The sequence below is a fragment of the Vibrio sp. 10N.247.310.24 genome, from assembly GCF_041467175.1.
Taxonomy (GTDB): Bacteria; Pseudomonadota; Gammaproteobacteria; order Enterobacterales; family Vibrionaceae; genus Vibrio; species Vibrio tasmaniensis_A.
In genome coordinates this window covers 13646-26762 of the sequence record NZ_JBFSUD010000011.1, presented here as the reverse complement: position 1 = coordinate 26762, position 13117 = coordinate 13646, and the positions used below count along the sequence as shown (strand labels likewise).

The following is a 13117-nucleotide window of genomic DNA, read 5'->3' as shown; positions in this document are numbered from 1 at the left end:
AGAAACTCTAATCGCAAACTAAAGTTAATTGATAAGCGGGAGCCATTGGCTCCCGTTTTTTATGCGACGTACTTATTGTTTTTCGAGAAATAAAAACATCGTCCCCTAAAGTTATCCGTGTGGTGGCCGATATATCTTTCGGTTAGGCTATATCGGCCTGTATTTATTTTAGGTAGGTGTTCTGTGAAATTGTCAGTGAGAAAAAAACTATATTTGGGTTTTGGATCTATATTGGCGGTGCTTGTCACGTTAGTAGGGATTGTATCGATAGAAGTGATTGGGGCTCACGAGAGCTCTGATGAAATTAGACTGGATGATGTTCCAGGAACTGTTACCTACCTTATATTGATCGATGAAGCTGGTGATGTTTACCGTGATGCTTTGGGCGCGGTTGTTCAGGGCGGTAATGCGCTCAATGATTATCGAGCTAATAAGACTCAATTTTCTCAAGCAATTGAAGAAGCAAAGCGTTTAGAGAGTAAAGGCTCAGAGGACCATCGTCGTGTTCAGCGAATTGAAGAGCTAATGGGGCGCTTTACTCAAGAGTTTGAATCGAAGCTCGTACCTATGCTTAATGATGAAACTGCATTGTTATCAAATATCCAGCAGCTTCGCTCTTTGTATGAGAGTAATCTTATCCCGATTGAAAATTTGCTTGATCAAGCATCTGAAAGTGAGATTGCTGATACAGAGCGAGCTCTGCTAACACTAACGGATTCGTTTATTACAATCGAACGCACGATTATGGTGTTGACTGCGGTTGCGATTGTGTTTGGCTGTGTAATTGCGTTTGTATTGTCTAGCTCTATTACTAATCGCTTAACTCGTGTAGAGCAAGTTGCACGACGCGTAGCAAATGGTGATCTAACGGCAGGTGACATTGTTGATGATTCTGGTGATGAGTTGGCTGACCTTGCTCAATCGATCAACCAGATGCAAAAGTCATTGGTCGATCTCCTCGGTTCTATCTCATCAGTGACTACCCAAGTTCAATCCGTTACTGGTGAGCTATCATCAATCAGCCACGACATCGTATCTGGCGCCTCTGCTCAAGCAGATAAAGCGACATTGATTGCGACTGCGGCAGAAGAACTAAGCTTAACCATTTCTGAAGTAGCGCAACAAGGTACTTCTACTTATGAAGAAGCGCGCCGCTCAGAAACGTCTGCAGAAGACGGTCGTAAAGTGATCGTGGAGATGGTTGCGAGCATCCAACAAGTGTCTACTCAAATGAGCGACATGTCGTTACAAATGAACACGCTGGGTTCACATGGCGAGCAGATTGGCAGTGTTATCAAGGTAATCGAAGATATCGCAGAACAAACCAACCTCTTGGCTCTGAACGCGGCTATTGAAGCTGCGCGTGCTGGTGAGTTCGGTCGTGGTTTTGCCGTGGTAGCTGATGAAGTACGAGCGCTAGCGGAGAGAACGACTAAAGCAACACAAGAAGTGTCTGGTATCATCCAATCTATTCAATCAGGTACTCAAGAAGCGGTGACTTACACTCAAGACAACTGTCGTTTAGTTGAAATTGGTGTAGAGCAAAGTACAGGGGCGGTATCGGCTCTAGAAGCAATTGTTAGCGGTGCGGGCAACGTACAAAGCATGGTTAACTCAATTGCGACTGCGGCAGAAGAACAGACAGCGGTGACAAAAGAAATCGCAGCGGATATTACGGCAATCAGTGATATCTCTGAACAGTCATTACAGTTAGCGACTCGCAGCTCTGAGAACACATCAGGTTTGAATGCTAAAGTTGCCGAGCTTGAAGGTTTAGTAGGTAAGTTCAAACTTGCTTAGAGCTTAGAGCTTAGAGCAGGATCATAAGTCTAGAACATAAGCTTAGAGCGAATTGATTAAAGACTTCCCAGTGAAAGTTACCTATTGAAACATAAGCCCAACGATTCAATGTTTATTGAACTCGTTGGGCTTTTTCGTAGCTGGAATCTGGATTCAGACACGGTATACTCCACGTTCTACAATGGAGCTAGCCTTTATATGTTCGACATTCTTCTGAATCACTCTGATTTTTTACTTATAAACAAACATCCAGGCGTCAGCGTCCATAAAGACGATGGTGATACGATGTTATTGCAAGAAGTTGCTAAGGCAATCAATGAACCGAAGCTATATTTAGTCCATCGTCTCGATAAAATGACGTCAGGAATTCTACTGCTGGCAAAAAATGCCCCAGCAGCGAGTGAGCTTTCACAGTTGTTTGCAAAGCGTGAAGTAGAGAAGTACTACCTTGCGATAGGCTCCAAGAAGCCGAAGAAAAAGCAAGGGCTGATCTCAGGAGATATGGAGCGTTCACGACGCTCAAGTTGGAAGCTACTGACAACCAAAGAAAACCCAGCGATTACCCAATTTTTATCTGCAACGGCTGAACCCGGTGAGCGTCTACTTTTATGTAAACCCTATACGGGACGAACTCACCAGATCCGTGTCGCGATGAAGTCCATCGGCTCGGCTATTGTTGGTGATCCTATTTACAATCCATCGAACGAGGCTGACAGAGGCTATCTGCATGCCTTCGCGATTCGATTTACCTATCAATCACAAGCCTACGAATATGTCTGCGATCCAAGAAACCTCGACTCTTTGGGTGAGAAATGGCATCAAGAGATCGTGTCTAATGGTTTAGACAGTTGGCTTGAACCTTGGTCATTAACGTGGCCAAAGCTAAACACTAAGTGAGTGAAATAATGGAAGCATCAGCTTTACCTCTGTTTTTTAGTTATATTGAACAGCAATTGAATGAAGTGCCGAATGAACTACGTCGTATTTTTCACGGGCGTGGCAAGTTTTGGCCCGGCCTAGAACAACTCACTTGTGATTGGGTTGATGGACAGTTATTGGTTAACGTGTTTAAAGAAGTGGACCAAGCGTTCTTATCATCTCTAAAGACTGGATTGGTCGACCTCACTAACAAAGATATCTGGCAAGTAAAACAGGGCACAAGCATTGTGCTGCAACACCGTTATGCTGATGGCGCGCCCTCTGAAGTGTTGTGGGGTCAATTGAACGACTCACCAGTCGTGGTTGAACATGGGCTTAAGTACCAACTAGACATTGGCCGCAATCAGAACTTCGGTCTGTTCCTAGACATGCGTAATGGTCGTCAGTGGGTACAAGATAATGCTAAGAATAAGAACGTCCTTAACCTGTTCGCATACACTTGTGGTTTCTCTGTGGCGGCGATTGCGGGTGGCGCTCGACAATGTATGAACGTAGACATGTCTCGCGGATCACTGAACAAAGGCCGTGATAACCACCGCTTGAATGAGCATGATATGCGCTCGGTGAACTTCCTTGGCTACGATATCTTTAAGTCGTGGGGAAAAATCAAGAAGGGTGGCCCATATGAGCTGGTTATTATCGATCCGCCTTCGTTCCAAAAAGGCAGCTTTGCACTTACTAAAGACTACAAAAAGATCTTACGTCGTTTGCCTGAGCTTCTAACCGAAGGTGGTGAAGTGATTGCTTGTGTTAACTCACCAGCAGTGTCACCAAACTTCTTGATTGAGACGATGGTAGAAGAAGCGCCAAGTGTTGAGTTTATCGAGCGTCTAGATAACCCACCTGAGTTTGTCGATGTTGACCCCGATTCAAGTTTGAAAGTCCTGAGATTTAAAATTAACGTTTCTTAAGACGCTTAATTTAGAGTTAACAAATATCAACGTTTGAAAGTAAAAAAGCCAACTCAATGAGTGGCTTTTTGGTCTTTAGGTTTCGAAGAAGTTTAAGCTTGTTGTTTCTCTAGCTCAGCTTCTTTCACTTCGTCTTTGATTAGAGAATCAACGATTACCGCACATGCTGCATCACCAGTGATGTTAAGAGCAGTACGAATCATGTCGAAGATACGGTCTAGAGCGAACAACAGAGGTAGACCTTCGATAGGGATACCAGCTGCTAGAAGAACCGCAACCACTAGGAAAGAAGGACCTGGAACTCCTGCTTGACCAACTGCGCCTAGCGTAGAGGTTACGATGATAGCAACGTAAGCGCCCATAGACAGGTCGATGTTGAACAGCTGTGCGAAGAAGATAGCAACTAGGCCGTAGTAAATTGCATTACCAGACATGTTGATCGTCGCACCAAGTGGCAGAACGAATGAAGCCGTAGAGTTGCGAACGCCAAGTTCTTTCTCTACCGTTTCCATTGTTACTGGTAGTGTCGCCATTGAAGATGCTGTTGATAGTGCAACCGCTTGAGGCTTCTTCATTGCCACTAGGAACTTCTTAGCTGAAGTCTTAGTGAAGATTTGAATCATCAGTGGGTAAGCAACAAAGCCGAAGATAAGAATCGCAGCGATGTAAACAATGAACAGCTTGAACACGACCATAAGCGCGCCAAAACCAAACGTACCTACTGCTTCAGCCATTAGGCCGAATACGCCAAGTGGTGCAATGATCATAACTTTGTTGATCATCCATACCATAGCGTCAACGATAGCATTTACACCGTTGATGATAGGGTCACGTTTCTCTTTTGCTTGTTTAGAAATCGCAATACCAAAGAATAAGCAGAAAACGAGAATTTGCAGAATGTTTGCTTCATTCAGTGATTGGAAAACGTTGGTAGGGATCATGCCAGTGATGGTTGCCCAGAACGTTGGAAGTTCGCCTTTCGCAGCGTATTCTGAAGAGAACATGCCTTCAACGCCAGAAACATCGATACCACGCCCCGGTTCGAACACTTCACCCATTACAAGCGCTAGTGCTACAGCAAGTGCAGACGTTAGTGCAAAGTAACCCAGTGTTGTTACACCGACTTTACCAGCCGATGAGCTATTACCTAGACCTGCAGCACCTGAAATTAGGGCAACCGCGACTAGAGGAATAACCAGCATCTTGATCAAATTGATGAAGATAGCACCCAGTGGAGCGAACATAGTTGCGCTGTCACCCATCATCGCGCCGACTGCGGTACCGATGATCATTGCAATAACGACTTGAATGCCAATATTGCTTAGTAAACTCTTTTCTTTTAACACTTCCATAACCTCTGTGCTACTAAATATAAAAATCCCAGAACTACTCACCAATGTACGATGTACCATTGGATTAATATTTCGCGACGAGTTTTACACGTATCCTTTACATTTATCAATATGAGCAGAGGTGAAAGTCTCTGAAAAACAGGTGGTCTAATGTCATTTGTTGATTTTGCACAATAATGCAATCGTTTGCCTTGGTTTTTTATAGCGATGTTATTTGTGGAATTTATAAAAGCTTTTTCGCTGGAGGTTTTGTGAATGATTTACAATCGTTAGTGTTGAAAACGTCCCATTAACATTTTGATTTCATTTGCGAGTGTTTTTTGAACGTTTATGTTGGGGTAAATCCACAGGTACGTGTTGTGTGAAATTTAGCCTGAACTATGCTTAAGGTATCTATTTATTACCAAGATGTTACCTCTGCGCTTTAAATAAAACGTCTATCTAGCATCTCAGTTGTAAGGAGAGGGGCTATGACTTTTATATTAAAGTACTTGTTTGCGTTTCTTCTGTTGTTCAGCTCTGTGTTCGCTCAGGCCGATGATGTCTGGGTGATTGAGGTGAACGGAGGGATAGGTCCGGCGACCAGTGATTACCTCACTAGAGAAATAGAACAAGCTCACGATGAGCAAGCAAAACTCATCATTTTGAAAATGAATACGCCTGGCGGGTTAGATTCGTCGATGCGTGACATTATTCGATCCATCACCACCTCACCAATTCCAGTCGCTACTTGGGTTGGGCCTGCGGGTTCGCGAGCAGCGAGCGCCGGAACCTATATTTTACTTGCCAGCCACGTTGCTTCCATGGCGCCCGGAACTAATCTAGGTGCAGCAACCCCTGTGTCTTTCGGCGGTGGCAAAGCGCCGACTAATCCCTTGTCGCCTCAAGACGATACCGATAAAGATGATAACACTTCTGCGAGTGAGCAAGACGCAACCAAACAAGAGAACTCAGACCAAGTAAAAGCCACCACTGCGATGGAAAAGAAAGTCATTAATGATGCAGCTGCCTACATCGTCAGTTTGGCTAAGCTGCACAAACGTAACGAAGAATGGGCAGAAAAAGCGGTAAGAGAGGCAGCCAGCTTGGATTCTGAGAATGCACTGACTCTTAACGTGATTGATTTTATTGCCAGCGATCTTCAGCAATTGGTTGAACTGAGCAACGGACGCACCATCACCATCAACGGTGTCAGTCAGGAAGTCCAACTTAGTGATGTTGCTTTTGTCGAGCGAGAACAAGACTGGCGCTTTAGTTTGCTGTCAGTGATCACGAACCCGAACGTTGCATATATTTTGATGCTGATTGGTATCTACGGTTTGTTACTCGAATTCTATAACCCTGGCGTCGGGCTACCGGGTGTATTGGGGGGGATCTGTCTGTTACTGGCAATGTACTCCTTACAAATGCTGCCGGTGAGTTACGCAGGCCTTGCGTTGATTCTGCTTGGAATTGCCTTAATGGTGGCAGAGGCCTTTAGCCCGAGCTTCGGGATTTTCGGTTTGGGTGGCGTCGCCGCATTCACATTGGGCTCGATCATGCTGATGGATACCGAAGTGCCGGGTTATCAAATCGCATTGCCGTTAATTATCGGCATTAGCCTATTCTCTGTCGCTTTTATCGTTGTAACGATCTCTATGCTAGTCCGGGTGAGAAACAAGCCGGTGACTACGGGGATGGAAGCGGTTGTCGGCGACACTGGCAAAGTGGTAAGCGGCTTCCCCGGTACGGGTCGAGTATTGGTTGAAGGTGAGATCTGGCAAGCCAAATGTGCGAGTGAATTGCAAGCGGGGCAGCTTATTAGAGTGACCAAACTGACTGGGTTGTTGTTGGATGTTGAGGCGTTGCCCGATGAGACATCATCGAAATCTAGCTAGCGCGACATGCTAGAACAAACTTGATTGAATTATTTATTGCTTAACCATCGTTACCATTAGGGGGCGGTTATGTTTATACACACTATAGGTATTGTCATTGTGCTCGTTATCTTGCTGATAGCCAGCATGTTCAGAGTGCTGCGCGAGTACGAGCGTGCAGTGGTGTTCTTCCTCGGGCGCTTTTACGGCGTCAAAGGGCCGGGGTTGATTATCATCATTCCTTTCATTCAACAAATCGTAAGAGTGGATCTACGAACTATCGTGTTGGACGTGCCGACGCAAGATTTGATCACACGCGATAACGTGTCAGTGAAGGTGAATGCCGTGGTCTATTTTCGAGTGCTGGATCCGAAGATGGCGATCAATAACGTAGAGAACTACCTCGAAGCGACCAGTCAACTGTCACAAACAACGTTGCGTTCAGTATTAGGACAGCATGAGTTGGATGAATTGCTGTCTGAGCGAGAAGAGCTCAATAGAGACTTGCAAGCGATACTGGATCAACACACCGATAACTGGGGGATCAAGATTGCCAATGTCGAGATCAAGCATGTGGATCTTGATGACAGTATGGTGCGAGCTCTAGCTAAGCAAGCCGAGGCGGAACGTTCACGTCGAGCTAAGGTGATCCATGCAACAGGGGAACTAGAAGCATCAACCAAGCTGAAAGAGGCTGCAGAGGTTCTTAATCAAGCGCCAAATGCGATTCAGCTGCGTTACATGCAAACACTAACAGAAGTAGCGAATGAGCGAACTTCCACAATCATATTCCCAATGCCCATCGATCTGGTCGAGAAGATAACCGACCCGATCAAAGCGACGCTCAATGAGGCTGCGATTAAGAAAGCGATGAAAGCTGATGAGTAGTTAGCGTGAATGACGAGTTATAAAAAAGGCTCCACAGTTGTGGAGCCTTTTAGTATTTGAATCGCTGGTTTTATTTAACGACTATTGATTACGAACGTCTATTTAATGACCGTCGATTATTTCTGCGTTGCCGCTTTCATTGGCGTAACAAACTCCGCAAGTGCTTTAAGCATTGCTTCTGGTTGTTCAACGTTGTTTTCAATGATTTTCACAACCGCTGAGCCAGAGATAGCACCTGCAGCGCCCGCTACAATCGCTTCTTTCACTTGTTCAGGAGCAGAGATACCGAAACCAAGCAGTGCTGGTGGCGCATCAAACTTGTTCAAGCGATCAAGTAGGGCAGTTACAGGCATGTTTGCTTTTGTTTCTGCACCCGTTACGCCTGAGCGAGAAAGTAGGTATGTGTAACCGCCACCTAGCTCAGAAACTGATTGAAGTGTTTCATCGCTTGCTGTTGGCGGAGCAATAAAGATTGGGTGAACTCCAAACTTCTTCGCAGCAGCAACAAATTCGCCGCTTTCATTGGTTGGTACATCAGCAATCAATACTGAATCGATACCTGCTTTTGCGCAGCGTTCGTAGAAGTTCTCAATACCACGTGCGTAAACCAAGTTCGCGTACATCAGTAGGCCGATTGGCAGCTCTGGGTATTTAGCGCGAATTTGACCAATAAGATCAAAACACACATCTGGCGTTACTTTAGAATCTAAAGCACGAATGTTTGCGCCTTGGATTGTTGGGCCATCTGCAAGCGGATCAGAGAATGGAATACCAAGCTCAAGTGCGTCAGCACCCGCTTCAACTAGCGTTTCCATGATCTTAAGTGATTGCTCAGGGTTAGGATCGCCAACCGTTACGAATGGTACAAATGCGCCCTGATTCTTTTCAGCTAAGCGAGTGAAGAGTGATTGATAGCGATCCATTATAATGCTCCTTTCTCTTTAAGAATGTCGTGTACAGAGAAAATGTCTTTGTCACCGCGACCAGATAAGTTAACGACTAATAGCTGTTCTTTCTCTGGGTCGTCGTGAGCCATTTTAACAGCATGAGCCACAGCATGAGATGACTCTAGCGCTGCAATTATACCTTCTTTACGTGCAATCAATTGGAACGCTTCTAGCGCTTCGTCATCGGTCACGTTGTCGTATTCAGCACGGCCAATCGCATTTAGGTGCGCGTGTTGAGGACCAACTGATGGGAAATCTAGACCCGCAGATACAGAGTAAGACTCTTCTACTTGGCCGTTCTCATCTTGCATCAGTGGGGCTTTCATACCGAAGAAAATACCGGTTTTACCGTGTTTAAGCGGCGCGCCGTGTTGGTCAGTATCAATACCTTTACCAGCAGGCTCTACACCGATTAGGCGAACAGACTCTTCTTCAATGAAATCAGCGAACATGCCGATAGCGTTTGAACCACCGCCAACACAAGCGATAACGGCATCAGGAAGGCGACCTTCACGAGCTAGAATTTGGTTTTTCGTTTCTTCACCAATCATGCGTTGGAAATCACGAACAATCGTTGGGAATGGGTGAGGACCCGCTGCAGTACCCAATAGGTAGTGCGCGTCTTCATAAGTTGCAGACCAGTCACGTAGCGCTTCGTTACATGCATCTTTTAGCGTTGAAGAGCCAGAATGAACAGGGATAACCTCTGCGCCCATCAACTTCATGCGGAATACGTTCGGGCTTTGACGCTCAACGTCTTTTGCTCCCATGTAAACGCGACACTTAAGGCCTAATAGAGCACACGCTAGAGCAGTGGCAACACCGTGTTGGCCAGCTCCTGTTTCAGCGATGATTTCTTGCTTACCCATACGTTTTGCTAGCAGCGCTTGGCCAAGTACTTGGTTTGTTTTGTGAGCACCGCCGTGAAGTAGATCTTCACGCTTTAGGTACAGTTTGGTTTTTGTACCTTTAGTCAGGTTACGCGTTAGCGTTAGTGCCGTTGGACGACCTGCGTACTCTTGCAGAAGCGTCATGAATTCACTGCGGAACTCAGGATCTGCTTGTGCATCGATAAATGCTTGTTCTAGTTGGTCTAGTGCTGGCACTAGGATCTGCGGTACGTATTGACCACCGTATTCACCGAAGTAGGCATCGAGTTTAGCCATTGTGTTATTCCTTCAATTCTATTGATGTGTCTTCACACCAAGTCATTTAATCTTGCTTGAGCTTCGCAAAAGGCAAAGCCCACAAATATGTTTTTAGTTTCTGCTTTCTAATTTCTAGCGCGAGCTTGTGCTAGTAATTACGAATCGCTGCAAAAGCGCGTTGCAGTTTGTCTGCGTCTTTTTTACCTGGAGCGGATTCAACGCCAGAGTTTAGGTCTAATCCTAAACAACCTAACTTAGCGGCTTGGTTAGCGTTTTCTGGGTTTAAGCCACCCGCTAACATAATTGCGCTTTGGTTGTTGATTAGGCTCCAATCGAACGCTTGGCCAGTACCACCCGTTTGAGAACCCACTTTAGTATCTAGCAGGTGACGAGTCACGTTGCTTTTCAGTAATTCTGGTAGCGCGCTTTTAGCACCGTTTTCACCACCAGAAGCCACACCGTAAGCTTTCCAAATCTCAACGCTTTCAGGTATTGATTGTTTTAACTCATCAACAAATGCTTGAGACTCATCACCGTGCAGTTGCACAGCGAATAGGCCTAGCTCAGATACCGTTTTCGTAACGTCTGCTACGCTGTGGTTTTGGAACACACCCACGTAGTTCAGCGGTGCGCCACTCATGGTTAAACGAGCCGCTTCGATATCCACATGACGCTTAGACGCTTCAACGAAAATCAAACCACCGAACACCGCACCAGCTTGATGAGCCTTCGCGGCATCGTCAGAGTGAGTTAAACCACACACCTTGTTTTCACCGAGTGTTACTTTACGCACTGCAAGCTCTAGGTTCTTTTCAGCCATCAGAGAGCTGCCGATTAAGAAACCATCTGCAAACGTTGAAAGGTCTCGAACTTGTTGATGTGTGTAGATGCCAGACTCTGAAATCACGACTGCGTTTGGAGCCAGTTCGCGAACCAGCGGAGCCAACTCTTTAGTACGGTTCAAATCCGTCGAAAGGTCACGCAGGTTACGGTTATTAATACCGATCACTTTTGCTTTTAAAGCGACTGCACGGTGAAGCTCTTCTTCGTTACTGACTTCGGTTAGGACACCCATGTTGAGCGAGTGAGCAACTTCCGCCAGTGCTTGGTACTCTTCGTCATCTAATACCGATAGCATCAACAAGATAGCATCTGCAGAGTAGTGACGAGCTAAGTAAACTTGGTAGGTATCAACCATGAAGTCTTTACACAGGATAGGCTGCTTAGCAATGCTGCGAACCTTAGGTAAAAACTCAAAGTCACCTTGGAAGTATTTCTCGTCTGTCAGCACTGAAATCGCGTTGGCGTGGTTGTTGTAAACCGATGCAATGTAGTCCAAATCAAACTCGTCACGGATTAAACCTTTAGACGGAGATGCCTTCTTACATTCAGTGATGAAAACGGTTTGTTCTCCGCTCAGAGCATCATAAAAGCTGCGGTCTGTTGCGGTTAACGCCGCTTTAAACTCGTCCAGTGGTTGGGTCTGCTTACGCGCTTCAACCCATTGGTATTTGTCACGAACGATTTTTGCTAGTACTTCCGCCATTTCAGCTTCTTTGACTGAAACGTGGGTCGACAGTTTATCGGTAGTCTGTGTCATGTTCTTTGTCTCAATTCGTCGTTCGTTAGGCGTGCGAAGCAAGCTTTTGGACAAGCTCGTACGCTTTGCCAGAGTTCATCGCGTCAATCGCTTGCTGTGCGTTGGCTTTTAGATCTTCGTGACCAAATAGACGCATCAATAGAGCAACGTTGACGGCCACTGCGCCAACTTGAGCATCAGTGCCTTTACCCGTAAGGATATCGGTTGTGATGGCTTTGTTCTCTTCTGGCTCGCCACCCTTGATTGCTTCAAGAGGGTGAGTGTTCAAACCAAAGTCTGCCGGTGTCACTGTGTACTCGTGAATTTCGCCATCTTTAATTTCAGCAACGATGGTTTCGCCGTGAATAGCTACTTCATCAAGGCCGCTACCGTGAACAACTGCCGCGCGCTTCATACCCATTTGCAGCATGGTTTCCGCGATAGGGCGTACTAGCTCTTTGCTGTAAACACCCATTAACTCGATGTTAGGGCGAGCAGGGTTAATCAGTGGGCCAAGGATGTTGAAGATAGTGCGTGTTTTCATTGTTTGACGAACAGGCATCGCGTGACGTACACCGACGTGATATTGCGGAGCAAATAGGAATGCTACGCCAAGCTCGTCGACTGCAGTACGAGTGTCTTCTGCTGTCATCGCTAGGTTAATACAGAACGAATCCAGTAAGTCAGAAGATCCTGATTTGCTCGATACGCTGCGGTTGCCGTGCTTAGCTATTTTTAAGCCACACGCTGCTGCTACAAATGCAGAAGTTGTAGAAATGTTGATGGTGTTGTGACCGTCGCCACCTGTACCTACGATGTCAGCGAAATCGTAATCAGGGCGTGGGAACGGGTTTGCATTGGCAAGCAGTGCTTTCGCCGCGCCAGCGATCTCATCAGGCGTTTCGCCTTTGATTTTCAATGCAGTCAGAGCAGAAGCCATCAAGATTGGGTCAAGTTCACCCTTGATGATCACATCAAATAACTGTTGGCTTTCTTCTTGAGTAAGAGACTGCTGTTCGTAAAGTTTATTAATCTGTTCCATGATCGTTTCCTAGTTAGTCTTTTGGTCAAGAGTGGCTGTCTTCTCAAGGGGAGAGCTTTTCTCTAAATGAATAGGTTTCTCAAGAGCCCATTCGATAGCGTTCGCAAGAAGCGTTGCACCGTAGGTCGTCATAATTGATTCAGGGTGGAATTGGAATCCACAAACCTTGTCTTGTTCTTGAACCACAGACATTACCAAATCATCGACTTCAGCGGTCACCGTTAGGCTATCAGATACATGCGTTGCTACTAAAGAGTGGTAGCGAGCGATAGCCAGCGGCGAAGGTAAGCCTTGGTAAGTCGCATGATTTTGGTGTTCCATCATCGACACCTTACCATGAATGATTTCGCCAGCGCCTGCAACGGTGCCACCGTAGGCTTCAACAATCGCTTGGTGGCCTAAGCAAATACCAATCATTGGCACTTTGCCTTTTAGTAGCTGAATCAGCTCAGGCATGCAGCCCGCATCAGCCGGAGCGCCTGGGCCTGGCGAAAGCAGTGCAACAGGGTTGTCTAGTTCGTTGATCGCCGCTTCAACAACCTTTGCCGGAATGTTGTTACGGTAAATTTTCACGCTGTGACCCAGTGAACGAAACTGGTCTACAAGGTTGTAAGTGAACGAGTCGAAGTTATCGATGAATACAATATCAGCCATG

11 protein-coding genes are annotated in these 13117 nt (G+C 46.0%); 5 read left to right on the top strand and 6 right to left on the bottom strand.

Going from position 1 to position 13117, the window contains the following annotated elements:
• The first annotated feature begins 183 nt into the window (after nucleotides 1–183).
• From AB6E08_RS05365 to AB6E08_RS05355, 3 genes are all read left to right on the top strand, one after another.
• The gene (locus AB6E08_RS05365; protein WP_009848765.1) at nucleotides 184–1800 is read left to right on the top strand and encodes a methyl-accepting chemotaxis protein; all 1617 of its coding nucleotides are present in this window, start codon (nucleotides 184–186) and stop codon (nucleotides 1798–1800) included.
• A gap of 198 nt (nucleotides 1801–1998) precedes the next feature.
• Nucleotides 1999–2697 (top strand): TIGR01621 family pseudouridine synthase, encoded by a 699-nt coding sequence (locus AB6E08_RS05360; RefSeq protein WP_122046352.1) that lies wholly within the window; start codon nucleotides 1999–2001, stop codon nucleotides 2695–2697.
• Nucleotides 2698–2705: 8 nt separating this feature from the next.
• A complete protein-coding gene (locus AB6E08_RS05355; protein ID WP_372063445.1) occupies nucleotides 2706–3650 on the top strand; it encodes a class I SAM-dependent methyltransferase in 945 nt (314 codons plus the stop codon).
• A 92-nt stretch (nucleotides 3651–3742) separates the two neighbouring features.
• Here the strand turns inward: AB6E08_RS05355 and AB6E08_RS05350 are convergent, their stop codons facing one another.
• Nucleotides 3743–5062, bottom strand: coding sequence for a dicarboxylate/amino acid:cation symporter (locus AB6E08_RS05350; protein WP_347231067.1), 1320 nt, complete (start codon nucleotides 5060–5062; stop codon nucleotides 3743–3745).
• Between the two features lie 410 nt (nucleotides 5063–5472).
• On the opposite strand from AB6E08_RS05350, the gene AB6E08_RS05345 reads away from it, so the two are divergent.
• Together AB6E08_RS05345 and AB6E08_RS05340 are read left to right on the top strand one after the other, a co-directional pair.
• Nucleotides 5473–6879: a nodulation protein NfeD gene (locus AB6E08_RS05345; RefSeq protein ID WP_372063443.1), complete on the top strand. Its 1407-nt coding sequence runs from the start codon at nucleotides 5473–5475 to the stop codon at nucleotides 6877–6879.
• 69 nt (nucleotides 6880–6948) lie between these two features.
• Complete coding sequence (locus AB6E08_RS05340; protein ID WP_004729804.1) at nucleotides 6949–7746, top strand: slipin family protein; 798 nt, start codon at nucleotides 6949–6951, stop codon at nucleotides 7744–7746.
• 116 nt (nucleotides 7747–7862) lie between these two features.
• Here the strand turns inward: AB6E08_RS05340 and trpA are convergent, their stop codons facing one another.
• The 5 genes from trpA to AB6E08_RS05315 all read right to left on the bottom strand — a co-directional run bounded on the left by trpA (nucleotide 7863) and on the right by AB6E08_RS05315 (nucleotide 13116).
• Nucleotides 7863–8669: a tryptophan synthase subunit alpha gene (gene trpA, locus AB6E08_RS05335; RefSeq protein ID WP_017080965.1), complete on the bottom strand. Its 807-nt coding sequence runs from the start codon at nucleotides 8667–8669 to the stop codon at nucleotides 7863–7865.
• Nucleotides 8669–9859, bottom strand: a complete 1191-nt coding sequence (trpB, locus tag AB6E08_RS05330) for a tryptophan synthase subunit beta (RefSeq protein ID WP_010438034.1) — start codon at nucleotides 9857–9859, stop codon at nucleotides 8669–8671. The genes trpA and trpB overlap by 1 nt, the downstream gene beginning before the upstream one ends.
• A gap of 130 nt (nucleotides 9860–9989) precedes the next feature.
• Nucleotides 9990–11441, bottom strand: coding sequence for a bifunctional indole-3-glycerol-phosphate synthase TrpC/phosphoribosylanthranilate isomerase TrpF (trpCF, locus tag AB6E08_RS05325; RefSeq protein WP_372063440.1), 1452 nt, complete (start codon nucleotides 11439–11441; stop codon nucleotides 9990–9992).
• A gap of 25 nt (nucleotides 11442–11466) precedes the next feature.
• Nucleotides 11467–12462, bottom strand: a complete 996-nt coding sequence (trpD, locus tag AB6E08_RS05320) for an anthranilate phosphoribosyltransferase (protein WP_372063438.1) — start codon at nucleotides 12460–12462, stop codon at nucleotides 11467–11469.
• Between the two features lie 9 nt (nucleotides 12463–12471).
• On the bottom strand, nucleotides 12472–13116 hold the full coding sequence (locus tag AB6E08_RS05315) for an aminodeoxychorismate/anthranilate synthase component II (protein WP_102507490.1): 645 nt from the start codon (nucleotides 13114–13116) through the stop codon (nucleotides 12472–12474).
• Between the last annotated feature and the right edge of the window lies 1 nt (nucleotide 13117).